Origin of the sequence: Moraxella cuniculi (genome assembly GCF_900637105.1) — a bacterium.
Taxonomy (GTDB): domain Bacteria; phylum Pseudomonadota; class Gammaproteobacteria; order Pseudomonadales; family Moraxellaceae; genus Moraxella; species Moraxella cuniculi.
Genome location: NZ_LR134343.1, coordinates 2,119,279 through 2,145,919 on the forward strand (window position 1 = coordinate 2,119,279; position 26,641 = coordinate 2,145,919).

At 44.6% G+C, this 26,641-nt stretch carries 23 protein-coding genes; 7 read left to right on the plus strand and 16 right to left on the minus strand.

Annotated elements, in window-relative coordinates:
• Positions 1-25: 25 nt before the first annotated feature.
• Complete coding sequence (locus EL162_RS09590) at positions 26-1,612, minus strand: AbgT family transporter (protein ID WP_126331565.1); 1,587 nt, start codon at positions 1,610-1,612, stop codon at positions 26-28.
• 234 nt (positions 1,613-1,846) lie between these two features.
• Complete coding sequence (locus tag EL162_RS09595) at positions 1,847-2,332, minus strand: FKBP-type peptidyl-prolyl cis-trans isomerase (protein WP_126331566.1); 486 nt, start codon at positions 2,330-2,332, stop codon at positions 1,847-1,849.
• Positions 2,333-2,639: 307 nt separating this feature from the next.
• On the opposite strand from EL162_RS09595, the gene EL162_RS09600 reads away from it, so the two are divergent.
• Entirely contained in the window at positions 2,640-4,451 is a 1,812-nt protein-coding gene (locus EL162_RS09600) for a M61 family metallopeptidase (RefSeq protein ID WP_126331567.1), read from the plus strand.
• Positions 4,452-4,523: 72 nt separating this feature from the next.
• On the opposite strand, the gene EL162_RS09605 is transcribed toward EL162_RS09600, so the two are convergent.
• The gene (locus EL162_RS09605) at positions 4,524-5,243 is read right to left on the minus strand and encodes a pseudouridine synthase (RefSeq protein WP_126331568.1); all 720 of its coding nucleotides are present in this window, start codon (positions 5,241-5,243) and stop codon (positions 4,524-4,526) included.
• A gap of 103 nt (positions 5,244-5,346) precedes the next feature.
• On the minus strand, positions 5,347-6,975 hold the full coding sequence (locus EL162_RS09610; protein WP_126331569.1) for an OmpA family protein: 1,629 nt from the start codon (positions 6,973-6,975) through the stop codon (positions 5,347-5,349).
• Positions 6,976-7,352: 377 nt separating this feature from the next.
• On the opposite strand from EL162_RS09610, the gene EL162_RS09615 reads away from it, so the two are divergent.
• Positions 7,353-7,958 (plus strand): rhomboid family intramembrane serine protease, encoded by a 606-nt coding sequence (locus EL162_RS09615; RefSeq protein ID WP_126331570.1) that lies wholly within the window; start codon positions 7,353-7,355, stop codon positions 7,956-7,958.
• A gap of 180 nt (positions 7,959-8,138) precedes the next feature.
• On the opposite strand, the gene EL162_RS09620 is transcribed toward EL162_RS09615, so the two are convergent.
• Complete coding sequence (locus EL162_RS09620; RefSeq protein WP_126331571.1) at positions 8,139-9,221, minus strand: enoyl-CoA hydratase/isomerase family protein; 1,083 nt, start codon at positions 9,219-9,221, stop codon at positions 8,139-8,141.
• 257 nt (positions 9,222-9,478) lie between these two features.
• Here EL162_RS09620 and yaaA point away from each other — a divergent pair, with 257 nt between their 5' ends.
• Both yaaA and EL162_RS09630 read left to right on the plus strand, forming a co-directional pair.
• The gene (yaaA, locus tag EL162_RS09625; RefSeq protein WP_126331572.1) at positions 9,479-10,258 is read left to right on the plus strand and encodes a peroxide stress protein YaaA; all 780 of its coding nucleotides are present in this window, start codon (positions 9,479-9,481) and stop codon (positions 10,256-10,258) included.
• 171 nt (positions 10,259-10,429) lie between these two features.
• The gene (locus EL162_RS09630; protein ID WP_126331573.1) at positions 10,430-11,266 is read left to right on the plus strand and encodes a pirin family protein; all 837 of its coding nucleotides are present in this window, start codon (positions 10,430-10,432) and stop codon (positions 11,264-11,266) included.
• Between the two features lie 100 nt (positions 11,267-11,366).
• On the opposite strand, the gene pta is transcribed toward EL162_RS09630, so the two are convergent.
• Both pta and EL162_RS09640 read right to left on the minus strand, forming a co-directional pair.
• The gene (gene pta, locus EL162_RS09635) at positions 11,367-12,839 is read right to left on the minus strand and encodes a phosphate acetyltransferase (RefSeq protein WP_076555806.1); all 1,473 of its coding nucleotides are present in this window, start codon (positions 12,837-12,839) and stop codon (positions 11,367-11,369) included.
• Positions 12,840-12,919: 80 nt separating this feature from the next.
• Complete coding sequence (locus tag EL162_RS09640; RefSeq protein ID WP_126331574.1) at positions 12,920-14,104, minus strand: acetate/propionate family kinase; 1,185 nt, start codon at positions 14,102-14,104, stop codon at positions 12,920-12,922.
• Between the two features lie 340 nt (positions 14,105-14,444).
• Here EL162_RS09640 and lptM point away from each other — a divergent pair, with 340 nt between their 5' ends.
• Positions 14,445-14,579 (plus strand): LPS translocon maturation chaperone LptM, encoded by a 135-nt coding sequence (lptM, locus tag EL162_RS09645; RefSeq protein WP_126331575.1) that lies wholly within the window; start codon positions 14,445-14,447, stop codon positions 14,577-14,579.
• A 33-nt stretch (positions 14,580-14,612) separates the two neighbouring features.
• Entirely contained in the window at positions 14,613-15,923 is a 1,311-nt protein-coding gene (gene lysA / locus EL162_RS09650; protein ID WP_126331576.1) for a diaminopimelate decarboxylase, read from the plus strand.
• Between the two features lie 637 nt (positions 15,924-16,560).
• Here lysA and xerA read toward each other — a convergent pair.
• The 9 genes from xerA to EL162_RS09695 all read right to left on the minus strand — a co-directional run bounded on the left by xerA (position 16,561) and on the right by EL162_RS09695 (position 24,536).
• Positions 16,561-17,550, minus strand: a complete 990-nt coding sequence (gene xerA / locus EL162_RS09655; RefSeq protein WP_197718977.1) for a site-specific tyrosine recombinase/integron integrase — start codon at positions 17,548-17,550, stop codon at positions 16,561-16,563.
• Between the two features lie 2 nt (positions 17,551-17,552).
• Complete coding sequence (gene dapF / locus EL162_RS09660; RefSeq protein ID WP_126331577.1) at positions 17,553-18,452, minus strand: diaminopimelate epimerase; 900 nt, start codon at positions 18,450-18,452, stop codon at positions 17,553-17,555.
• Positions 18,453-18,706: 254 nt separating this feature from the next.
• Positions 18,707-19,900 (minus strand): 5-demethoxyubiquinol-8 5-hydroxylase UbiM, encoded by a 1,194-nt coding sequence (gene ubiM / locus EL162_RS09665; protein WP_126331578.1) that lies wholly within the window; start codon positions 19,898-19,900, stop codon positions 18,707-18,709.
• Between the two features lie 40 nt (positions 19,901-19,940).
• The gene (locus EL162_RS09670) at positions 19,941-20,381 is read right to left on the minus strand and encodes a hypothetical protein (protein ID WP_126331579.1); all 441 of its coding nucleotides are present in this window, start codon (positions 20,379-20,381) and stop codon (positions 19,941-19,943) included.
• A gap of 167 nt (positions 20,382-20,548) precedes the next feature.
• Positions 20,549-21,595 carry an FAD:protein FMN transferase gene (locus tag EL162_RS09675; protein WP_227543403.1) on the minus strand — a complete coding sequence of 349 codons (1,047 nt, stop codon included), beginning with the start codon at positions 21,593-21,595 and terminating at the stop codon, positions 20,549-20,551.
• 67 nt (positions 21,596-21,662) lie between these two features.
• Positions 21,663-22,205 carry a dihydrofolate reductase gene (locus EL162_RS09680; protein WP_126331580.1) on the minus strand — a complete coding sequence of 181 codons (543 nt, stop codon included), beginning with the start codon at positions 22,203-22,205 and terminating at the stop codon, positions 21,663-21,665.
• Positions 22,206-22,216: 11 nt separating this feature from the next.
• Complete coding sequence (locus tag EL162_RS09685; protein WP_126331581.1) at positions 22,217-23,059, minus strand: thymidylate synthase; 843 nt, start codon at positions 23,057-23,059, stop codon at positions 22,217-22,219.
• A complete protein-coding gene (gene lgt / locus EL162_RS09690) occupies positions 23,056-23,934 on the minus strand; it encodes a prolipoprotein diacylglyceryl transferase (protein ID WP_126331582.1) in 879 nt (292 codons plus the stop codon). Before lgt ends, EL162_RS09685 begins: the two co-directional genes overlap by 4 nt.
• A gap of 98 nt (positions 23,935-24,032) precedes the next feature.
• Complete coding sequence (locus tag EL162_RS09695) at positions 24,033-24,536, minus strand: hypothetical protein (RefSeq protein ID WP_126331583.1); 504 nt, start codon at positions 24,534-24,536, stop codon at positions 24,033-24,035.
• Positions 24,537-24,751: 215 nt separating this feature from the next.
• Between EL162_RS09695 and mqo the strand changes: the two genes are divergently transcribed.
• The gene (gene mqo, locus EL162_RS09700; RefSeq protein ID WP_126331584.1) at positions 24,752-26,434 is read left to right on the plus strand and encodes a malate dehydrogenase (quinone); all 1,683 of its coding nucleotides are present in this window, start codon (positions 24,752-24,754) and stop codon (positions 26,432-26,434) included.
• The last annotated feature ends 207 nt before the right edge of the window (positions 26,435-26,641 follow it).

Sequence of the window (26,641 nt, forward strand, 5' to 3'; positions counted from 1 at the left end):
GTAACTCAATTTATACACAGGCAACTTAGCCCATTTGATAATAAGTCGCTGACCCAGGGCCAACTGGCAGACCCAGTACAAATACCCAAATATAAAACAGCAGCGTCCAACCAAATAAGAAAATCATCGAGTACGGCAACATCATCGCCATCAGCGTGCCAACCCCTGTGTCTTTTTTATAGCGAATCGCCACCGCCATAATCAGCCCAAAGTAACTCATCATCGGCGTGATGATATTGGTTGTACTGTCGCCAATACGATAGGCGGCTTGAATCATCTCAGGTGCATAGCCTGTCAGCATCAACATCGGCACAAAAATCGGTGCGGTAATCGCCCATTGTGCCGAGGCCGACCCGAGCATCAAATTCACCAATGCACAAATCAAAATAAACCCAACCAATAGCAACGGACCAGTCAGACCGATATTATTCAAAAAATTCGCCCCAGAAACCGCCATCACTTGACCGATATTTGACCAATTGAAAAATGCCGTAAACTGTGCTGCAAAAAACACAAGCACAATATACATGCTAAGCGAACTCATCGCCTGACTCATCGCATCGACAACATCTTGGTTGTTTTTGATACTGCCTGTAATCTTGCCATAAATATAACCCGGAATGGCAAAGAACACAAAAATAAACACCACAATGCCATTTAAAAATGGCGAACCTGCCACAAGTCCTGTTTCGGGATTTCGCAGCACACCATCGGCAGGGACAATCGTCCACGCCAGCAACAAACAAAATACCACCATGCTGACTCCTGCCCAGATTAGCCCTTTTTTCTCCGTGGCGGTCAATTGCTCAATCTTGCTATCTAGCACGCTGGGGTCGTCAGCATCATTGGGATTGTATTTACCAAGACTTGGCTCAACGATTTTTTCGGTAACAAAATAGCCCAAAGCACTGACCAAGAAAGTACTCGCTGCCATAAAATACCAGTTCGCCTCTGCACCAACGACATAATTAGGGTCAATAATGCGTGCCGCCTCTTGGCTGATGCCTGATAGCAAAGGATCGACAGTACCCAGCAAAAGGTTGGCACTGTATCCACCCGAAACCCCTGCAAATGCAGCCGCCAAACCTGCCAGAGGATGGCGACCCAGCGAATGAAAAATCATCGCCGCCAGTGGAATTAGCACCACATAGCCAAGCTCTGATGCGGTGTTTGACATAATGCCTGCAAATACCACCACCAGCGTTACCATCTTGCGAGGTGCATTCATCACAAGCCCTCGCAGTGCCGCCGAAATCATGCCTGAATGTTCAGCAATCCCCACACCAAGCAATGCCACCAGCACCGTTCCCAATGGAATAAATCCAGTAAAATTGCTCACCAAATTCTCAACAATGCGTGCCAAACCATCGCCATTTAGCAGATTGACCACATAAATCATGCCATCAGCACTGCGACCTTTTGCCCCTTCAGGTCTCGGGTCTAGCACTGACACGCCCATCATTGACATTACCGCTGACAAAACCAATAAAATCAGCGACATCCACACGAATAAAATCACAGGGTGTGGTAACAAATTCCCCAGCCACTCAACGCCACGCAAAAAGCGTTGCATACGAGAGCTGTTTGCTGCAGGGGGTGTTGAAGTACTCATTATCTCTCCTTGTTGTTTTGCAAAACAAAAATGACTGACAATACCGCCAATCAGAGCATTTTTGCATTTTTCTTATTTGTAATAATAGAAAATGTTATATTACTGTCATATTATAGCAATAAAATCGCCATAGTCAAAACCTAAAAACAACTCATTCTCATTTAAATCCTATTATCATTACATCAGGTAAATAAAAAGCCCAAGAATCATCTTGGGCTTAAATACACTCAAAAATCAGTGCTGATGACCGCCTGCACCATGTGCATGACCATGAGCAATCTCATCAGCGGTTGCTTCACGCACTTCAACAATCTCCACCTCAAAAGTCAGCTCAACGCCTGCCAACGGGTGATTGCCATCAACGATAACAACCTCGTCATTTGCTTCTTTAACCGTAACAAGCATGACTTGGCCATCGTCAGTTTGTGATTGGAACTGCATACCAGCTTCAATTTTGTCCACGCCCTGAAAATTGGCACGAGGTACCTCTTGCACAGCTTCGGCAAGGTACTCACCATAAGCATCTTTTGGGGCAACAGTGGCGGTGAACTTGTCGCCAACTTTTTTGCCAGCCATTTGCTTTTCAAGGCCGGGGATAATATTATGATGACCATGCAAATATGCTAGTGGCTCACCACGAGATTGATCAAGCACCTCACCTTGTGCATTGGTCAGTGTGTAGTTGAATTTCACGATGGTATCGTTGGCGATGATTGTCATAAGTATTCCTTAGTAAATGTGCCAGCTTGGCATTCAAACCAAATGTTTAAGACCACAGCATGGCAAAAAGTTGCTTTCATTATAACAGAAATTTGTCGCTTTTCCCAATGCTTTGCAAAAAAGTCGTTACAGTGTGTAACTTCTTAAAGAAAATAAGCAGAAAAATTTGAAAAGATGGTAAATTTTGGTATGATGATAATTTGTTTTTGATGTTATGATGTAGTTGTTAAATTTTATATAAATATAATTAAGCAATATTTCATTATTAGCATGATAAAATTATTTTTGCAAACTTGAGTTTATTATCATGACCATCCAATCTGCACCCACCGACAATCAACACGCCCTTTTGGCAAACACGCCACACTATCAAATTAGCTTTGAGCGATTTAACGAACACTTAGCCGATATATGCTTTGACTTCGTTGCCACCACACACGCCCCCACCCTGTCCATGGTAACTTGGCTGGCGGGCAGTTATTTGATTCGTGAATTTAGCAAAAATATTACCGCTGTTGATTATCAGCTTGACGGCACAACCCATCGCAGCGAAAAACTCAACAAAAATACCTTCAAACTTAGCCATGTCAAGGCAGGCGACCGTGTCCGTGTGCGATACGAGGTATATTGCCGAGATTTGTCAGTGCGTACAGCGTTTGTTGATCAGACCAGACTGTTTGGTAATTTTAGCTCATTGCTGCTTTTGCTTGATGATGCCAAACACACGCCTGCAACCCTGACCTTATCTGTGCCGATGCAGTTTTTGGCACAGCACCCAAACTGCCAAATCGCCTGTGGACTACAGCACGAAACCGTACAAAGCAAAACAGGTATTGAATATCGCTTTGCTGCTTTGGCAGCATTTGACTATTTGGACTATCCTTTTGAAATCGGCACGCAGGATACTTTTGAGTTTGTGGTTAATCATCAGCAAAAAACCCTGCCGCACCGATTTTTCTTGACAGGTCGTCATCATGGACAGCTTACTCGCCTACAAAGCGACCTGCAAAAAATCTGCCAAACTTACCTTGATTGGCTGGGTGATGCACCATTTGGGCACTACACCTTCATGGCGATGGTTACCAACAAAGACTATGGCGGGCTTGAGCATATCAACTCAACAGCACTCATCAGTCCACGCAGCGATATGCCACGCATTGACGAACCCATGCCGCCAAGCGATGGTTATCAACGATTCTTAGGTCTATGTAGCCATGAATATTTTCATGCATGGTGGGTAAAAACCGTCAAACCTGATGTGATGATAAACAATCCACTCACCCATGAATCCTACACGCCGTTGCTGTGGGTCTTTGAGGGCTTTACCAGCTATGTTGATGATTTGATACTGCTTGTTGCTGGTGCGATTGACAAAGCCAGTTATTTTAAGCTCATCAGCGACCAAATCAACCGCTATCAACAAACAGATGGCAAGGCATATCAAAGTGTTGCCGAATCCAGTTTTGATGCTTGGATTAAATTTTATCGCCCTGACGAAAATTCAGCCAATCAAGGCATCAGCTATTATAACAAAGGGGCATTGGTGGCATTGCTGCTGGATTTGATGCTGCTTGACAAAAGCTCAGGAAATTATCGTCTGCTTGATGTCATCAAACACTGCTATCAGCAAAGCAACAATCAACCTTTTGGGCTAACAACTGAAATTTTGGGCGATATTATTGCACCTGTGCTGGGCAGACAAGCATGGCAAGAATTTTATGAAAATTATGTCATCGGCACACAGCCTCTACCGCTGGAGGAATATCTTGGCAAATTTGCCATCACGGTCAATCACCAAGAGACAAGCAAGCCTTGGGGCATGAGCCTATCTACTGGCGATCAGCTGACCATCACGCATATCCATCGCCAATCAGCTGCAAGCCAAGCGGGGCTGGCGTATAATGACACCATCATTGCCATCGATGGGCTAAAAGCAACCAATCAACTGCTAACACTGCTAAACAAACAACAATCCATCACCAAGCAGCCTGTGCAGATTCATGCTTTTCGCCGTGATGAACTGATGACCTTTGAACTCCTGCCAGACAATACATATCACCAAACCCTTAGCTTGTCTGGTGATGGTGGGCAGTGGCTGTCGTTTTGTTTTGATAAATAACCAATGCCCAATCAAGGTTGTCAATCGCGGTAAATGTGCTTGGCAGCCTTAAGGTTATATCTCCAAAATAAACTAGTCAGCAAATCTGTGTCTTTTTGGGTTTTGGTTTCGGCGTGTTATTGATGATTTGGTGCCAAAATGGCCAGCTCCAGACAGTGTGCGTTGTGCGACTTTTGGGCGAGCCACAACACCAAGATTTGCCAATTTTTCATCACTGATAAATATCGTGCGACTCTCACCAACTGCCAAATCATCAAGTCGCCAACTGCCCACTTGATAACGAATCAAGCGTAAGCACGGCAAACCAACACTTGCCACCATACGCCTGACTTGGCGGTTTTTGCCCTCACAGATAGTGATGGTAAGCCATGCGGTCGCAATGTGTTTACGCTGCCGTATCGGTGGCTGTCTTGACCATAGCGTGATTGGCAGCTGCAACTCTGCCAAGTGCTGTACCTTGGCGGGCAATGTCTTGCCATCTTTTAATAACACACCAGCTCGCAATGCGTTTAGCTGCTCATCACTTGGGATATGTTCAACCTGCACCAGATAGGTTTTGGCGTGCTTTGTTTGATTTTTATGAGCCTGCCCCACAGGTGGCGTGGTGATGGCATGATTCAGCCCACCGTGATCTGTCAGCACCAATAAGCCTTCAGAATCTTTGTCCAATCGCCCTGCCACACGCAAGCTCTTATCATCAAAAAAATCTGCCAAGGTCAGCATCTGTTCGTTATCTTTACGAAATTGACTATGCACACCAAAAGGCTTGTTAAACAATACAACTTTTGCCATCAGCACCACCATAAATCACAATCAAAAAACCAAGCGATATCATACCGCTTGGTTTTGTATTTGACAATCTGTTGATACAATTACTCAAAGAGCAATGGTCAGATTATTTCTTATCAGCATCAGCTTTTTGTGCTTGCTCGGTGGCAGTTGCCTCGCTGTTGTCAGCATTGCCAACGGCTGCAACTTGCTCACCTTCTTTTAGTACAGTAAATTCAATGCGGCGATTTTGGAAGCGACCTTGTTCAGTGGCATTTGAGGCAACAGGTTGGCTAAAACTTGCACCCTTCACACTCAAACGCTCTGCTGGCACACCTTTTGATACCAAATAATCACGCACAGCTGCCGCACGAGATTCTGATAATTTTTGGTTGTATTCATCGCTGCCTTGGTTGTCGGTATGACCGATGATACGCAAAGTTGCTGCAGGCAGGCTTGCCAATTTGGCAGCTGCCAAGTCAAGAATTTCTTTGTTCTCAGCAGGAATGTCGCTAGAATCGGTAGCAAAATTGATGATTTGCAAGTTCAAGGCACGCACCAAGTCATCTACTGACACTTCTGCACCTTCGCCCAATCCAGAAATCGCCGTGCGTGCAGATTCAATGCTTGATGCCACAGCTGTTTGGATATCTAAGGCAGGCTCGGCTTCGATGGTAAAATCTGCTGGCAAAATACCTTTAGCACCATCAACCAGCTGTGTGATATGCTCAGGACTTGCTGCATTAAAGCGAACAGTTTGTCCGTTGATGGCAACGCTTGAGCTTGGCATATCTTTCATCAGACCCAAAATCGCTGGCAAGTATTCAGCGGCAGGCATGCTGGTGGCGTGTGTGTTTGTGGTCTCTGCCGAGCAGTTTTCTGTACCAAATACTTGTGCAACTGCTGCACGCACTTGACCAGCCAATTGCTCATTACCAACTTGAGTACGGCATGAATAAATTGCCTTGCCTGTCTCATCAACCGACAAGCTCAAGGTTGCAGGAGCGGCTGCCACAGCACCTGTATCTGCAGTGTCAGCTGCTGGTGCTGCGGTTTCGCTAACTGGAGCAGCAACTGGTGCTGGCTTTTCTTGGCAAGCACGCAATAATAGCCATGCCAAACCTGCAAAAATCAACAAACCAATGATTGGCAATATTGTCTTTAAAAAACTGCTCTTTTCTTTTTCATAATGCTTTTCGGCAGCAGTATTCACATGAGCGGCCTGTGGTTCAGGCTTGCTTACTGGCGTGGCTACAGCTGCTACAGGTGCTTCGGTAGTAACTGTATTGGCTGCGGCAGTACCTGCAGCAAATAAACCTGCTGGCAATAACGCATACGCCCACGCTGGCAAACGGCTCTGCTCATTAGCCAACTGATTACGCAAAAAAGCAGGGACAGTAGTCGTGCCTGCCAATTCTTTTAGACGTGCCACGACCAAAGGTGCTGCTGTTGCAATCGCTGTGTGTGCAGACACGGTTGATAGCCCAAATTCTTGACCCAGCTTGTCGCTTAAGGTAATGCCCTGCTCATCATCTGTGCCAAAAGCAATTTTTAGCAGATGATGACCGTAACCCAGCTCATTTTCTGGCAAAGTGGCAACACGCTGGTACACATCTTCGTTACTCAAGCGAGCTGCAAAAATGGCATAAAATGTCTCAAGCAGGTTTGATTTATTGGCATTGTCTCCATCTTGATTTTTGATGGCAGCCAAAACATGTGGCGTAATCAATTCGTGCAATTTGCTAATTAAACTCATAAGTTGCTCCCTGTGGGCTAAATTTTCAAAATTAACCGTAATTGTTGCAATAACAAAAACAATATAAACATAATGGCAAAGCCACCGATTTGGACATATTTTGACTGATTTTTATCTAAGTTAAAAGGGTTTGCAACAATTGATAAACAAATCAACGCCATCTGCCACCAAAAACGCCCATCGTGTTACAAAACCGCCTGAAATCTTTGTAATTATTTACAGTATCGCAACAGTTTGGTAGGTTTGATGATTAATGCCGCCATCAAAGCTGATTTACTTTGGTATACTTCTCATCATGGTACAATTAAGGTGATTTTTTGGCATCGTTTTGATACAATAATCCGCACATTTAGCACATTATCACACTCTTTAAGCCCATGAACCACACCACTGCCATCATTATTATCACAGTTATTATCAGCATTGCCGCTTGGCAATCTCGCCCTTTGTTGGAGCGATTGATTTTTTATCCGCCTGCGGTGCAGCGTGGTCAATATGATCGCCTGCTGACGCACGGATTTATCCATGCTAATGGTATGCACTTATTGTTTAATATGTTTACGCTGTACTTTTTTGGGCGTGCGATTGAACGATTTTATATTGACAAATTCGGCAGCCTAGGCTTTGTAGCTTTTTATGTATTGGCGATTGTTGTTGCCATCATTCCAAGTTATCTACGCCACAAAAACAACGCCAGATACCGAAGCCTTGGTGCGTCAGGTGCGGTATCAGCAGTGCTGTTTGCCTATATTTTATTTGCCCCTTGGAGTACTTTATATCTTTTTGCCATCGTGCCAATTCCTGCGATTGTTTTTGCCATCGCTTATGTTGGCTATAGCATCTGGGCAGACCGTCAGCATGGCGGCAGCATCAACCATTCAGCACATTTATTCGGTGCGGTTTTTGGCGTGGTTGCCACCATCATCATCGAGCCTAGCATCGTCCTGTATTTTATCGAAAAATTACTAAACCCAGCCTTTTGATACCAAGACACATTGACAAAATGGCGTTGGCAACAGTATAAATTGCAACGCCATTTTATAAAAATACTATTTTATTTAATTAGATTATATAAACAAAAATACCGCTGATTGTTTAATTTTTATTAAAATTTGCCAAAAATTAAACTTGAAATTTTGGCAAATCCACCAAACAATCAACAATCACCACGCCTGAAAATATCGCTCAATATAACCCACAGGTAGCGTCTGTAAGGTATAACGCCAATTGGGAGTTTTATCCTTATCAATCAGCAACGCCCTCACGCCTTCGGCAAATTCACCTTCGTGCATACAATGCACAGCGATAACAAACTCCATCGCCATCACCGCATCAAATTCCATCTTCTTTGCCTGATGGTAGGCACGCCATGTAATCGCTGCCGAAATTGGCGAACCGTTAAGATAATTTAACAAAGCCTGACGGATATAGCCACCATCAGCTTGCTTGGTTTGCATTCTTGCCAAAGTATCAAAATCATACAAACTATCCACACGCATAAGCTGTGCAATCTCATCATAATAAGGCAGTAGCCAACCCTCTGCCAAGCCTGTAGTATTGTGTAATTTTTTTAATGTATTTTTTAAATTTTTATGATTTGTTATTATATCATCATGCCAACACATTGCCTGCAAAGCAGCAATAAGACGCTCATATTCACCGCCCACATCACCTGATAAGGCATAATCAACAAGCCCCAATACCAATGCATCTGAGGCATTAATCCTAGCACCAGTCAATCCCAAAAACAAACCAATGTCATCAGGCAATCTTGACAAAAAGAACGAACCGCCAGCATCAGGAAACAGCCCAATCGCCACCTCAGGCATTGCCATCATGGTGGTGCAGGTAGCGATACGATAACTTGCTGGCGTGGCAATGCCCATACCACCGCCCATCACGATGCCATTTGCCCAAACGATGATAGGCTTGGCATAATGCTTGATTTGCTTGCATAGCTCATATTCTGTGCCAAAAAATTCACACGCCACCTGATTGGGAAAAACACTCGGATCATAAGCATGATACAGCCCACGGATATCGCCCCCTGCACAAAATGCCTTGTCGCCTGTTCCTTCTATCAGCACCGCAACCACCGTCTCATCATCTGCCCATTGACGAAGCAACGCCCCGCTCTGACTGACCATCTGTACAGTTTGGGCATTGAGCGAATTGGGGTTATTTAGGCATAGGCGTGCAATTTTTTTATTATCATTAACAATGATAAAATCCGTGATAATGCTCATTCTCCCTCCAAATTTTGATGGCTTGGTTTTTTGATTATACAAAAAATATCACCATCATCGCAAATTTTTACTCATGCTTATCAAGCCAAGCAAGCACATCGCCAAAACCAAATTAGACCAACCAACACCACTGGCGTTAATTTTTGTCAAAATTTGCTATAATAATCAATTATATGCTTATTATGCAGCCATCAAGTCGCCATCATGGCTGATATTGATGCCGATAACTCTGATTTATTCTCAACTTTGGACAAAATATGTATTTTTTATTATCTCCTGCTAAGAATTTGGACGAAACAACGCCAGTGCCACTGCCGTTACAGTCTTGCTACACAAACCCTGTGCTGATTGAGCAATCAATAACGCTCATGCAAACGCTCAAGCACTGCGATGTGCTTGATATTCAAGAGTTGATGGGCGTATCAGCCAAAATCGCCCAATTAAATGTCGATCGCAATCAGCGATGGGCATATCCATTTGACGACACTGCCAAGCCTGCGGTTTATCTGTTTGATGGCGATGTCTATACAGGGCTGGACGCTTATGCCCTAAAGCAAGAGCAAATCACATACCTCAATCAGCATCTAGGCATTTTGTCAGGTCTGTATGGACTGCTAAAACCTTTGGACTTAATGCTGCCTTATCGCTTGGAAATGGGGGTTAAATTTAAAACCCCGCAGGCGGATAATTTGTATCAGTTCTGGGGCGATAGCATTACCGAAGCCATCAACCAAAACTTAGCCAAAACGGGCGATACGCTGGTTAATTTGGCATCAAACGAATATTTTTCGGCAGTCAATGCCAAAAAAATCAACGCACAAATCATCACGCCTCGTTTTGAGGACGAAAAAAATGGCAAATATAAAGTCATCAGTTTTTATGCCAAAAAAGCTCGTGGCATGATGGTGAATTTTGCCGCCAAGCACAATATCAGCCACCCTGATGAACTAAAAGCATTTGACAGCGAAGGCTATTATTTTGTTCCACAGCTAAGCGGTGAGCATGAATGGGTCTTTCGCCGCGATGAACAAAAATAACCCTTGCTCCAAACCAAATCATGCACGATAAATTATCAATACCTATCGTTGGCAGGTTTGTATTTTTGCAAATTTATTTTGCAAAAATCGCTATTTATTTTGGTAAGTAAAACCTTATAAACTTATCAATGACAACAAGGCAAACAACTAGCCTAGCATTTGGAGTATGTTATGAAACAAGTTTTGAAGGTTTATTCTGCACCTACAAAGCATTGGGTTGGTGATGGTTTTTTGGTGCATACCATGTTTCATTATCAACAAAGTTATAAAAATATCGACCCCTTTTTGTTGATGGATTATGCTGCACCGCATTATTTTGCCAGCAATACCGCACAGCCCAAGGGTGTTGGCGAGCATCCTCATCGTGGATTTCAGACAGTTACCATTGCCTATCAAGGCGAGGTTGCTCACCAAGACTCGGCAGGTGGTGGCGGTGTCATCAAATCAGGTGATGTACAATGGATGACGGCAGGCTCTGGGGTGATGCATGAGGAATTTCATTCACCAGCATTCTCCCAAGCGGGTGGGGTTTTTGAGATGGTGCAGCTTTGGGTTAATTTAGCCGCCAAAGACAAGATGACACTGCCAAAATACCAAGCCATCAAAAGTGATACAATACCCACAGTAAATCTACTGGGTGCTGGCACTGCCAAAATCATCGCAGGCACGCTTGATGGTATCACAGGCCCTGCTGATACCTTTGGTCCGATTAATCTATGGGATACACAGCTCATTGCTGGTGGTGGCTATGTCTTTGATGTTCCACAATCGCACAATTTGTTGATTTTGGTGCTGTCAGGTGAGATTGTGATTAACGATACGCACACAGCACAGGCTGCCGAGCTTGCCACCTTTGAGCAAGGCGGTCAGGACGTAAAAATCCATGCCATCAGCGATGCCAAAATTCTCATCTTGACAGGTGAGCCAATCAATGAACCTGTGGTTGGACATGGTCCATTTGTGATGAATACAAAAGCACAAATCATTGAGGCGATTGACGATGTGTAGCGTGGTAATTTTGGGAAAATCAGACCCATCTCCCAGCCCTAATAATAACAAAAACCCCAAAGTCATGCTTTGGGGTTTTGTACATTTTAAGCTGTGATAATTATTCACCAATCGCTTGAATTGCCGTCAAGGCGATGGTATAGACAATATCCTCAACCAAAGCACCACGAGACAAATCATTAACAGGTTTATTTAAGCCTTGCAGCATTGGTCCAACACTGATAACGCCTGCGGTGCGTTGCACTGCTTTATAAGTTGTGTTGCCCGTGTTCAAATCTGGGAAAATTAGCACATTGGCCTCGCCTGCTACTGGTGAGTTTGGTGCTTTTTGCTTACCGACATTTGGCACTGTTGCCGCATCAAACTGTAGTGGCCCATCAACTTTTAATTCTGGAGCTTTGCTACGAATAATCTCAACAGCAGCTTTCACCGTTTCGACATCTTCGCCTGCACCTGAATTGATGGTGGAGTAGCTCATCATGGCAACTTTTGGCTCGATGCCAAAGGCTTTGGCAGACTCGGCAGACTGAATGGCAATCTCTGCAAGCTGTTCAGCGGTTGGATTTGGATTCACCGCACAATCACCATAAACCATCACCTGCTCAGGCAGTAGCATAAAAAACACACTCGACACCAAAGAGTACTGTGGAGCGGTTTTGATTAATTGAAAGGCTGGACGAATGGTATCGGCGGTTGTATGCACCGCACCCGAAACCAAACCATCAACATCGCCCATGTGTAGCATCATCGTACCCAAGACAACCGTATCGGTCAATGCTTGTTTTGCACCTGCCTCATCAAGTTTGCCCTTGCGGCGTTCAACCATCGGTGCAACATAATTATCTGCGATGCTTGCAGGATCAATAATCTCAATATCCGCTGGCAAAACAACGCCGCGTGCTTGTGCCACCTGTTCAATTTTGCTGCGTTCGCCCAACAATACACACTGTGCAATGCCACGACTTTGGCAGATTGCCGCCGCTTCAATGGTGCGAGGCTCATCACCCTCTGGTAGCACAATGCGTTTTTTGGCAGCTTGGGCTTTTTGCACCACTTGGTTGCGAAACGCATAAGGCGATAGTTTTTTCTCACGAGCTGCCGCCTTGTACTCATTAACAAGCGTATCATTGACAATAACCGCTTCGCCACTTACATTTGCCCAAACAGCAGTATCGGCAAAATCAGCAGTATCAGCTGCAATCACGCCCAAAACACGCGATGCAGTAACGCCACCAAAAGTCGCTGCAAATAAAGCAAACTCGCTGGCATTTTGACTGACAAACAACACATCAGCATCTAGCCCATTTGCCAAATTTTTATTCACCTGATTGGCAAAAGGTGCAACTTCACTCGCCATCACCCCTTTGACAACCGTAAGAGCTGCCGTTTGCTCCGCGACAACTTGCTCAAGCAGTTCATCCGCCACGCCATCGCTGACCGCCTGACGCAATTTGTCCTCACCTGCACCATCAAACGGTGCCAAATAAGCTGCACCAATCGCTTTGGCGAAATTTTCGGCGATACTGGCGAAATTTTCGGCACGGAAAGTTGGAACTAATAACAAAGATTTCATAAATATTCCTAAACAATTTATTTAATGAATATCACAAGTATATGGATAAAGCAATTATCTGATTAAATCAACTTGCCAGCTTATAAGCCAAGTACCGCACGGCTTTCGTTGGCAATTTGTCGCTCTTCATCTGTTGGAATAACCCACAGCTCAATCGCCGAATCAACAGCATGGAAACTACCTTCTGCTCCACGGAACAATGTATCATTTTTGGCGGTGTCAATCTTAGCACCCAAATGCTTCAAGTGAGCAACAATGGCAGCACGCATATCAGCACCATTTTCGCCAACACCACCTGTGAAGGCAATGCCAGTCAGCTCAGGCAAAGCAGCTGTCAAGCCCAAGATATATTTTGCAGTGCGATAGGCAAACATCTGTAGTGCCAAGCGAGCATCTTCGTTACCTTCGGCATCAGCAGCTTCTAGATTACGCATATCATTTGAGATGCCCGATACGCCAAGCAAACCGCTTTTTTTGTTTAATAGGGTATCAATCTCTTCAATCGACAGACCCAGCGTGCGATTTAGATGAATGTGCAAGCTAGGATCAACATCACCACTGCGAGTACCCATCATCAAGCCCTCAAGTGGCGTGATGCCCATGCTGGTATCCAAGCTCTTGCCGTCATATACCGCTGTTGCCGAGCAGCCATTGCCCAAGTGTGCAATCACCCAACCATGCGTTGCAGGCTTGCTGGTTAATTCGCTGGCACGGTTTGATACATAGGCGTGCGATGAACCATGAAAACCGTAACGGCGGATTTGATGTTCGGTGTACAATTGCTTTGGCACAGCATAGCGATAAGCGTGTGCTGGCATGGTTTGATGGAATGCAGTATCAAAAATCGCCACTTGTGGTAGGTCAGGATAAATACTATTAATCGCACGAATGCCTGCAGCGTTGGCAGGGTTGTGTAGCGGTGCCAAGCTGGTCAGCTCTTCGATGGTTGCCAATACTTCATCATTGATGATGGTTGCTGATTTAAATTTATCACCACCATGCACAACACGATGACCGACCGCCACAGGCTTATGCTCTTTGATTAAATCTTCTAAAATCACCTTTAAGGCATCAGCATGTACGCCATTGGGAATTTCGATGATGGTTGCCTCGCCCGCCAAGTTTTTGTGCTTGATTCGTGCTTCAGGATTGCCCAGACCTTCTGCCAATCCTTCGATGCGGCTTTCGCCATCTTCGCTGATTAGGGCATATTTAATTGATGACGAACCACAGTTTAGTACCAAGGTTGGATTGACTAAGCTCATTAAGCACTCCTAAAAATAATGTGTAACCAAAATGCCTTTTTCTTACAAATATTATTCGGCAACTTTGGGATTGTAAAAACATTATAAATTAACCTTGATTGCCAAGATTGTCAAGTAATAAATGCTGTTTTGCCAAACTTTTTATGCCATTGATTATAATGACTAACAAGTAACTTGATTGCTTCAGCAAACTTTTGATGATAAATGCAAATAAAAACAGCATTTGCATACTTCTGGATAACTATTCGGCAAATTTATGCTAAAATAAGCAGATTTAACAACTGCCCCTTAAGCATTATAACCACCCAAGCTGCTCATTTTGACAAATTTTGGACACAACATGAAAAAAATACTCCCCTGCCTTGTTTTGATTACCCTAATTACTGGCTGCGGTCAAAAAGGTGCATTGTACCTACCAAATAGCAATCCAGTGATTGATACCACGCCTGCCAGCAGCAATCCAAATGATTATTAAGATAAAATAAATAATTAAATAAAGGATAATTATATGACTTTTCGCCCAGCCAGCCATTATATTAATGACAGCTTGCATATTGATGCCGATATACTTGTCTCTGCCCTGCCGTATTTTGATTATATTGATGGTGTGCTGCACATTGACGGCGTGAGTAGTCTTGAACTTGCCAAGCAATACGGTACGCCTTCTTATGTTTATTCACAGCGTGCCATCTTGGATAATTATCAAGCCTACAGTCGAGCATTTGCAAGCCTTGACCATCAGATTTGTTATGCTGTTAAAACCAATTCCAATCTTGCCGTTCTCAAAAGCCTTGCCCAAATCGGTGCAGGCTTTGATATCGTCTCAAAAGGTGAGCTGGCACGCGTATTACAAGTAACCGATGGCAAAAAAGTCGTCTATTCTGGCGTGGGCAAAACCGCAGATGACATTGAATACGCACTCAATGCCGATATTTGTTGCTTTAATGTTGAGGCTATTAGCGAACTTGATACCATTTCCCAAGTTGCCACACGCCTTAATAAAACCGCTCGCATTTCTTTGCGTATCAATCCTGATGTTGATGCCAAAACTCACCCTTATATCTCCACAGGTCTAAAGTCCAACAAATTTGGCATCAGCCACCAAGCTGCCGTGCAAGCCTATCTGCATGCCAAACAACTGCCATATCTACAAATCGTTGGCATTGACTGTCATATTGGCTCGCAACTGATTGATATTCAAGGATTTTCTGATGCATTAGACAAGCTGATTGAGCTGATTGATGAATTAAAATCACACGGCATTCATCTGGAGCATATCGATCTTGGTGGTGGGCTTGGCGTGCGTTATATTGACGAAAATCCAGCCAGTGTTGATGATTTTGCCAAGTTGCTACTGCCTCGCCTTCAAAAGCTTGGACTAAAGCTCTACCTAGAGCCGGGTCGCAGCTTGCTTGCCAATGCAGGCGTTTTGCTTAGCCGTGTTGATGTCCTAAAACCCACCGAATTTAAGAATTTTGCCATCATTGACGCCTCGATGAGCGAGCTGATTCGTCCAGCACTTTATGAGGCTGTGATGGCGATTATCCCCACCGACACACGCAATGCTCGCGAAATTCACACTTGGGACATTGTCGGCTCTGTCTGTGAATCCAGCGACTTTTTGGGCAAAGACCGTGCCTTCGGTCTGCAAGTGGGCGACATACTGGCAATCACAGGTGCTGGTGCCTATGGCTTTAGCATGGCGTGCAATTACAACAGCCGTCCACGCCCTTGCGAAGTGATGGTTGATGACGGCAGTCATCGCCTGATTCGTAAGCGTGAATCTCTTGCTGATTTATGGCGTGATGAAATTATCTAAACCAACCAGCCCTCATGATTTGAGGGCTTTTTAGTATCATCATTCATCACAACACGGGCAAATGCACACAGCCTACTTTTTAATAACCCAAAATCAAGCTCTGCACGGCAAAATCTGTGGAAAGTATGTGGATAAATGGCATATCAATGTGGGTAATCTGTGGATAATTTTACAAAATAATCAACCAGTGGCAAAATTATCAGCCAATTTGTGAAACAAAATAATTATTTATTAATTATACTATTAATAAATATAATCAATAAAACTGGCTCAATCAACCGTTCATTTGACAATCCAGCCTGCCAAACCTTAGCCTGTCAGGCTTTGTTTGCTTTTCCCCACAAATTGTGGATAACTTAGCAAATGCATAAATTTTTTATTCGTCATGACTAGTAATACCAAGTGTTTGAGACGATTGAATGAAAATTAATCAATTTGTCATAAATAAAATAAATTATTTAAAATCAATGACTTAAAAATTTTCAATAAACTTCTGAATGATTATCTTTGTGAATCATTGGCTGTTTTTTGTGATTTTCTTTAGCCTTATGGTTTCACAAAATAGCAAATTAATAATGTGGACAAAACTGTGGATAACTTTTTTTGTGTGGCAAAGATGAGTCAAAAAGGCTGGTGATTAAGCATTGTGGGATTTTTTGTACAACTGAGCACGAGGATGGGCATGATCATAGATGCGTGTCAAAGCAGCAAAATCAACATGAGTGTAGATTTGGGTGGTGCTGATATTGCTATGACCAAGCAATTCTTGCACCGCACGCAAATCGCCACTGGCAGATAATAGATGCGATGCAAAACAATGGCGTAGCAAATGGGGATATAGGTTCAAATCAATCCCAGCGGCAGTGGCGGCAAGCTTTAGTCGCAACTGTATCGCTCGCGTGCTTAGGCGTGTGCCGTGTCGTTCACTGATGAATAAAGCAGCAGAATCTTGCTCCTGCCACAAATCACGATGCGGCAAGTAATTAGTAATGGCAATGACCGCCTTGCGTCCAACGGGTACTTGGCGTGTCTTATTGCCCTTGCCAAGCACACGCACCAAACCTGCCGCCAAATCAATATCGCCAATATCCAACGATGCAAGCTCGGATACTCGCAGCCCACTGCTGTACATCAGCTCAAACATTGCCTTATCTCGCACCCACAAGCGTGCTTTGGCGGCATCGTCAGGCATCGGCTGATCAAGAAGCTGATTGATAAGATCCACATCGGCAATGCTGGGAAGTTTTTTTGTGGCAGGTTTTAGGCGATAACCGACAGTAGGATCGGTCGCTGTGATGCCTTGATTGATGGCAAATTGATAAAAACTTTTGATGGCGGACAAAGCCAGTTTGGCACTAACTGGCTGAATGTTGCTCTCCTCAAGGCGTGTGCCAAAAAATCGCAATAAGTCTTGGCGAGTGCAAGCAAAAGCGGTGGCAATCTGGCTATCCTGCTCAACAAAAGTCAAAAATTGCGATACCGCCAATTGATAAGTTTTGATGGTATGCTTAGCATAATTTTGCCAAGCCAGCTCATCAAGCCAATCATTTAAACATTGCCAAGCAATATCGCAATCACGATTGCTGCCCGTATTGCTTGGCGGTGTCAATAGGTGAGATAGTCGCATTATCAATAAGTGCTGTCGTCATTTGGGTCTAGTTTTAGCCCAACAGACGCTGCCAAACCATCTGGACTAAACACACCTTCATAAACAAAAGCTGTCGACCCTGTCATGGATAAATTATAGCCCTCTTGCCAGCGAATCGCCAATGAGCCGCCGTACAGTTGTGCACGAATATCCACCCCTTCGTCCAGCCAGCCCTCACGAATTGCTGTCGCCACAGACGCACAAGCACCTGTACCGCATGCCTGCGTTTCGCCAACGCCACGCTCAAAAACACGAATACGAATGTGTCGCTGATTGACAATTTGTACAAAATTCACATTCACCCGCTCAGGAAATGCCTCGTGCGACTCGATAAGCTTGCCAAGCCGTTCAACTTCGGCAGTGAGAACATCATCAACCTTAATAATTGCGTGCGGATTGCCCATATTTGCCACATACAGCTGCACAGGCGTGCCATCAACATCAAGACGGTAGGCATTGCCAATTTTGGTGATGGCTTTTGGGGCAAAAGGAATTTCCGCTGGTTCAAATTTTGGCTTGCCCATGTCCACCTGCACCCAGCCATAGCGGTCTGTGGATAGCACAATGATGCCACTTGCCGTCTCAACACGCAATCGTTGCTTGAAGGATAATTTGCGAGCTTGGACAAACGAAGCAAAACAACGCGCACCATTGCCACATTGTGCCACTTCAGAACCATCTGCATTAAAAATACGGTAGCGAAAATCCACATCAGGGCGAGTCGGCGGCTCAACAATCAACAGCTGATCAAAACCCACCCCAAGACGGCGATCGGCAAGCAATCGCACAAGCTCGGGCGTGAGCGTCATGCGTTGAGTAACCAAATCAATAACCATAAAGTCATTGCCCAGTCCGTGCATTTTTGTAAATTCAATAAGCATTGTCTTGCCCTTATTATTTTTTAAATTACTGATTATCTTATCACGAAAAACGCCCGCTTGCTAATGCTTTTGTTGTATAAAATAAATTTCCCTTCTTGTGCCATTTTGCGTGGTCGGAGCTTCAATTAAAAAATTAAAAAATTGAGAAATTAAAAAATTGAGAAATTGAGAAACTTGACCACCAAGCATTTTTATAAATCAGGCTTGTCGCCAAACAAACCGACAAGCCCTATCAACATCAAGCATCAAACAACTCAGCCGACCAATTGCTTGGCAATCCAGTGCTTAATGGGTGGTAAATTATTGCTCACTCGCAGCGTCAAATCTCGCAGTGGACGCACAAGTTTATTATCTGTGGTAAACAGCCGAACCATCGCATTGGTGCCATGATACAAAGGTCGTGTATGAGCCTGATGCTGACGATTATAACTGGCAAGCAGCTGCCAAGAGCCGATATCAGATTGCTTGTCATAAGCCTGCAAAATCAGCGAAGTCAGCGTCTTGGCACTGGCAAGCCCCAGATTATACCCGTGTGCAGTTACAGGGTGCATACCAACCGCAGCATCGCCAATCAATGCCGCACGCTGCGACACAAAGCTCTGTGCATGCACCCCAATCAATGGATAATGGTGCACCGTGCCAGCAATGCTAAACTTGCCCAATTTATCGCCAAACATTCGCTGTGCCTCGTGTGCCAATTGGGCTGGCGACAGACTAAGCAGTGCTTGAGCCTGTGTATTATCCACAGTAATCACACAATTGCTCATGGTATCAGTCAATGGTAAAATCGCCAAAGTTCGGCCGTGCAAAAAGCATTCTTGGGCGGTGGCAGTATTGGATTCTGGGTGGCTGACACGAAACACAATCACCGTCCGCCCAAAGTCATTCATATCTGCACCAATGCCCAGCAAACGCCGCACGCCAGACATACGACTATCAGCAGCAATTAATAAATCTGCGGTAAACTGTCGCCCATCTGATAGCGTAACGGTTGCCCTGTCCTCTCCTGTCTTTACTGTATCAACACACGCATCGCCAATCAGCTCAACATTTGGCATCGTTGACACTTCATCGTACAGTGCCTTGCGAATGTGGTGATTTGAGACCAGATTGCCCAAGCGGTCAAGCGAACGCATGGTACGCATAGATTTGGGAACTTGAAAATGCAAGGCATAATCCAAAGTACCATTATAAACTTTGGCATCTTTTAGTGGGTAAATTTCATCATCATTCAAACGCTGCCACACACCCAAATTTTGTAGGATTTCTTTGGAGCTGTTGGTTAGAGCAATTTCACGCCCATCATACGCTGGATTTTGCAGTGCAGCTATCGGTGCTTTGTCAATGACACGCAAACGAATATCGCTACCCAAAAAAAAGCGAGCAAACGCCAGCCCTGCAGGCCCTGCTCCCACAACGATGATGTCGCTATGCTGCACTGTGTTCATGACCGCTCCAATCGCACTATTTTCTTATCTGTAACAGGGATTATTCTTGACCTGCTTGCTGATAGTTTGCCAATTCATGACGCACTGCCATCTGTACCCATGCTCGCAAATCGTCAGCCAATTGAGCGGTATGCTCCACCAAAAACTCATCAATCTGCGTTGCCAAACTCTCATTTAGGCGAGCTTCAACTGCCTTAAAATCCACCTGATTTGCCGCATGGGAAGTTTTTTCAGCACTCAATGAGGTGGTTTCGATAGAATGAATCAAGCGGCTTGGTGTGCTGACAGCCTCGCCTTGATTGATGGCTGTAGCAACTGCCTGATAAAAATCAGCATGGGTAAAAACAAACGCTTTGCTTGGCGTATCACTATCAAGCAAATTGATAATATCATCTAGCTCATCATAGATCGCCTTGCGTGCTGCAACTGGTGTGGCAAGCCAACGCTTGGCAAACTGAATACTTGGTGAAAAATTGGCCATAGCAAACCTTTTTGGTTGGTGAAATATAAACCGTTGCCTGCTTGGTGGCAATTGTTGATGAATGCAAAACGCCCAACAACCGCTCATTTGCCAAACAAGCACCGAATACAATCTGTAAAACTATTAATAGTATTGTAAATCAAAACTGCCGTGCGTGCAATCTGATATTATTTGGCAAACTTTTGTTGCATGGCGGTGCTTTTAACCAGCTCAAAACCTGTTTTGTTGGCATTTTCAATCACAAACAACGCCATCACGCCCTGTTCATTGGCAAGATTGATCGCCTGCTGATATGGCATGGCGGTCAAAGCAGTCGCCCACGCGTCCGCCAGTGCAACCGTATCGTGCAGCACCGTTACGCTTGGTGCATTATCCGCCACAGGTCTGCCCGTAACAGGGTTAATCGTGTGGCTGTATCGCTTGCCATCATAAACCACCGAGTTGCGATAGCCTCCCGAAGTAGCGATGTGCAAAGAACCGCCAGCAGGCTGAGTAAGTGTTGTTAGCGTTGTGCGATTGCTCTGCGTGCTATCAATCACAGGTGCATCAATGCCCAGCACCCATGCCCTGCCCTTGTCATTGACACCCATGGTTGCAACTTCGCCACCAATCTCAACCATATAATTGTTAATGCCATAATTCTCGCGTAAGGTATTGGCGATAACATCAACCGCATAGCCTTTGGCAATTGCCGAAAAATCCAAGCCAACGCCCTGTATGCGTTTGCTAATTTTGTCGCCCTCTAGGCTGATTTTATCCAAACCAACCAAAGCTGATGCGGCAGCAATCTCACTGTCGCTTGGTGGTGATTGCAGTCGCTCAACACTCATCTTGCTGCCAAAGCCCCATAGCTCAACCAAAGGATACACGGTCGGATCAAAGGCACGATTTGACGCTTGATATACCTGCTGACTGTCTGTTAGCACTTTGATAAAATCAGCATCAATCACCAAAGGTGTATTTGCCTGTAGACGATTAAAGCGGCTGATGGTGCTATCTTGCTGATAGGTGGACATACTGTTATTAATGTCCTGCAATCGCTTATCTATCACCGACTGAATCTTGGCAAGGTCTGCTTTATTTGCCTGCAAGCTAATATGGTAGCTTGTTCCCATCGTTTCACCGCTGATACGCTGGTAACTGGGCTTGCTATCACACGCAGTCATCACAATCGCACTACAAGCCAAGGCAACATAAGCATAACGCATAGTCATTCACCACTCCACAGGGGTAATTTTATTGATAATTAATATACATTTAATGAAATAAATCTTAGCAAATCTAAGCCACTTCTGATCGGCGGCACCAAGTAGTAAAACGATAATTCAGGCCGCTTTTTTTGTCCGTTTTTGTATCGCTTTGATAAGTTTTTATGAAAAATTTATCATCAATATCTGGATAATAAGCATCGCCCGCCACCTCAATATCCACTTCGGTAATCTCCAGCACATGAGCGATTGGTAGGCTTTGCTGATAAATTTCACCACCGCCGATGATAAAGATTTTTTGCTGATTGCGGCTGATGGCATCATCAACTGCTTGGCGTAATGCCTCATCAAGCGAAGCTGCAACAACCACGCCTGCATGACAAAAATCGCTTTGGCGAGTGATGACATGATGGCTGCGATTGGGCAACACTCGTCCAAGCGACTCAAAGGTCTTGCGACCCATGACGATGACACCGCCGTCTGTTAGTCGCTTAAAGTGCTGCAAGTCCTCAGGAATATGCCACAAGAGCTGATTGTCTTTGCCAATGGCACGATTGCGACTGATGGCGACCACCTGCACAATTTGGACAGCCGACTGGCAAAAAAGTGTTTTCATAGCACCATCCATCAAACAGACACTTCTGCCTTGATGGCAGGGTGTGATTGGTAATTAAGAATTTTAATATCTTCAAAGGTGAAATCAAAGATATCACGCACTTGCGGATTGAGCCACAGCTGGCATGGCGGCATGGGGCTGCGACTTAACTGCAAACGAGCCTGCTCAAAGTGGTTGCTATATAGATGCGTATCGCCACCTGTCCAAACAAATTCACCCACTTGCAAATCGCACACTTGGGCAATCATGTGGGTCAAAAGTGCATAACTTGCGATATTAAACGGCACGCCCAAAAATACATCAGCACTGCGTTGATACAGCTGACAAGACAATTTGCCCTGCTGCACAAAAAATTGAAACAGCGTATGGCAAGGTGGCAGAGCCACTGCGGCTGCCTCGTTGGGATTCCAACCAGAGACAATGAGTCGGCGTGAGTTTGGGTTGGTTTTTATTTCATTCACCAGCCAAGAAATCTGGTCAAAACCATCATCACGATAGTTGCCAGCCTCATCTTTGCTCGCCCCAAAATTTCGCCACTGATGACCATACACAGGCCCCAAGTCCCCTGCCTGCCGCCCAAAGCGTGCGGTCTGCTCATCGGTTGCCCACTCATCCCAAATGGTTACTTGATTGGCGGTCAGATAGTCAATGGTGGTTTCACCCTTTAAAAACCAAAGCAGCTCATGGACGATGGATTTGATGTGTACTTTTTTGGTCGTTAGCAGCGGAAAACCTGTCGCCAAATCAAAACGCATTTGATAACCAAAAACCGAGCGAGTGCCTGTGCCTGTTCGGTCAGATTTATCCTCACCATTGTCTAGAATATGCTGTAATAATTGCAAATATTGTTTCATTGGGTTATTTTCCAGTCATAAATCGGTTTGCGATACGCCATAATCATCAAAATAACACCCGCGACAATCATCGGCACGCTGTATAATTGCCCTTTGCTCATCCAACCAAAAATCAGCTGGTAGCCGACATCTGGCTGGCGGAAAAATTCGGTAATAAAGCGACTGATGCCATAACCCAACAAAAATAACGCCGATACTGCATAGCGTGGACGAGGCTTGGCACTAAACCACCACAAAAGCACAAATAACAACACACCCTCCGTTGCTGCTTGATACAACTGCGAGGGATGGCGTGGCAATAACAAATAACCGCCGATGTTGCTGGCAAGACTTTGTAGGCTTGGCTCAGCTTGTAGTAGCTGAAAATCGGCATCTGCTGCTTGCGGAAAATACATCAAATAAGACGCATTTGCTTGTGAAACACGCCCCCACAGTTCGCCATTGATAAAATTACCAATTCGCCCAAACAGTAGCCCTGTCGGTATGCACGGAGCAATAAAATCAAGCACGGTAAAAGCTGACTTTTTATATTTATAAGCAAAATAGCACATGGCAACCAAGACACCCACAAAGCCGCCATGAAAACTCATGCCCCCTTCCCAAACACGCAGCAGATATAATGGATTTGCCAAAAACTCACCAAAGTTATAAAGCAGCACATAGCCAATGCGACCGCCCAAAATCACGCCCAATGAGCCAAAAAACACCAAATCTGATACCATCTGGGCATTAAAATCCTCACGCTTTTTGGTACGCTGCCATGCCAAAAAATACGCCGCCGCAAAAGCAAGCAAATACATCAAGCCATACCAATGCAGCTTGATGACGCCCAAATCCAGTGCCACTGGGTTAAATTGTGGATGCAATACAGCCATAGTCCGCCCACCATTGATTTGTTATTGGTTGATTAAGGGTGCTTATTATAGTGCAATTTCGCTATTTTTTATACTTTTTGCCAAAATTCATCATAAATTTAGCGTTTGCAGTTCATTGTGGCTATCTCCGACTCCGAATCCCGTTCGGTGATTTTATATATCAAGTTTTTGTCATCAAGTTTTTGGATTTCTACCGTAGTGGGTTCATAATTAGGCTCAAGCTCCCCATCATTTATTGCAAGGAGCACATCATCAAATTTTGGACTATGTACTGTCTGCATCTGCCACTGATAGCTATCATCTCGGGCTGACCACTTTCCTTGGTAGCCAACACGCCACAAGCCCGTCAGTTCATCATAAGTCATTTGCCCGACCTCTTCGGCTTGATAAGTTCTATCAGGGCGATAATCAATGGTGACAAAAGATAGCATCTCAAAGAGTGGATTCCAAGTCGCTTGGCAAAACCACCTGCCAAGCATCTTCCGCTCTGTGGCAGTCAGCGAAACTGATTTTTTGCCAGTCTTGGCATGGGTTATTGTCGGCAGGGCAGCAGCTACGCCACACAATACCACAAGCAGCGTCGCACAGATACGGTTTTTCATGGTCTATCCTTTGTTTTGGGCTTATAAATCATGCGGCACAATGCCACAACTGTATTATACTGCAAAACCACAGCAAACGCACACCATCAATCAGTGCTTGATGACTTTTGGTGAATGATGGGGTATAATAGACCGTTTTTCTACGCCGACCAAGCAGGAGTTGTCTTTATTTCTGTCGCTGGGGGCGTTTTTTTATTAATCCAATAAGTGTTATTATGAAAAAATTTTTGCGTTATTTACTAATTGTACTGGCACTCATCCTGCTGGCAATCTTGGTATTTTTATTCCGCCCTGTCGCCAGCAAACCTGTTACTGGCAACGATGGCGAGCCTGTCGTTGATGCTGTGCTAATCGGTGGCGGTATCATGAGTGCCACGCTGGGTACTTATCTGAATGAGCTTGAACCTGACTGGAAAATCCAAATGTACGAGCGACTTGATACGGTTGCCCAAGAAAGCTCATACGCCTTTAATAATGCTGGCACAGGGCATTCTGGCTTTATGGAAATGAACTACACGCCACAAGCTGACGATGGCAGCATTGACATCAAGCGTGCCGAAAACATCGCCAGCCAATTTGAGGTCGCCAAGCAATTTTGGGCATATCAAGTACAAAACGGTCGCTTGGGTCAGCCAAATACCTTCATCAACCCTGTGCCGCACATCGCCTTTGTCTGGGGCAATGAGGTTGATTATCTCAAACGCCGCTATCAAGCGATGGTAAAATCACCTTTATTTGCCGACATGGTCTATACCGAAGACAAGGCAGAAATCGAACGCTGGTCGCCGCTGGTGATGCAAGGCCGTGATGCCAACCAACAAGTCGCTGCCACACGCATGGACATTGGTTCAGATGTCAATTATGGTGCAATCACCACACAGCTGATTGACAGCCTAAGCAAAAACGCCAATTTTTCACTTGCCACCAATAGCGAAGTAACAGGAATTAGCCGTAATGCTGACAAAACTTGGACAGTGAGCGTCAAAAATCTAAAAACAGGTGAGCTTAGCCAAACCAAAACTCGCTTTGTCTTCATTGGTGCTGGTGGTGCAGCGGTGAAATTACTGCAATACACCGACCTGCCAGAAAGCAAATATTACGCAGGCTTCCCTGTTGGCGGACTGTTCCTGATGACCGACAATCCTGCCATCACTGCAGCACACACCGCCAAAGTGTACGGCAAGGCTGAATTGGGTGCACCGCCAATGTCTGTGCCACACATTGACACTCGCTATGTTGATGGCAAAAAATATGTGCTGTTTGGCCCATTTGCCACCTATTCTAACAAGTTCCTAAAAAATGGCTCGCAGCTTGACCTTATCAAGTCAGCCACCAAGGATAATGCTCTACCGATGATTAATATCGGTCTTGAGAATACTGATTTGGTAAAATATTTAATCAGCCAAGTCATGCTAAGTGATGACGAACGCCTAAAAGAGCTACAAAAATACTATCCAAATGCCAAGCTGGAAGACTGGACAGCAGTACAAGGCGGTCAGCGTGTGCAAATCATCAAAAAACTGCCAAATGAACCAGCCAAATTACAATTTGGTACAGAGATTTTCAGCTCTGAAGACGGTACTGTTACCGCCCTACTGGGTGCCTCACCAGGTGCATCAACCTCGCCACATATTTTGCTAAACCTACTAGAAAAATCATTCCCTGAGCAGGTTCAAGGCAAATGGAAGGCAAAAATTGAAGAAATCATTCCATCATACGGCAAAGATTTGTCAAAAGATGCTACCTTGCTTGATGAAGTTCGCCGCAATACCAGCCGTACTTTGGGCTTGAACTATCAGCCAAAGTCCACGCCTGCTGTTTCACCCGCGACAGATGCAGCCAATGTTGAACGATTAAAGCAAACCAGCGATGAAGTTGTCATCAAACCTGCTGCTTGATTACTTGGCAGAAAATTACTTGGCATAAATAGGGGCAAATCAGCCCCTATTTTTTCGTCAGAATATCTCTTGGGCAAGATTAACCTTGCCACCAGCCACGAATCATCAGCCGTAATGGCGTATTGCTAATTTTCTAATTTTCTAATTTTCTAATTTTCTAATTTTCTAATTTTCTAATTTTCTAATTTTCTAATTTTCTAATTTTCT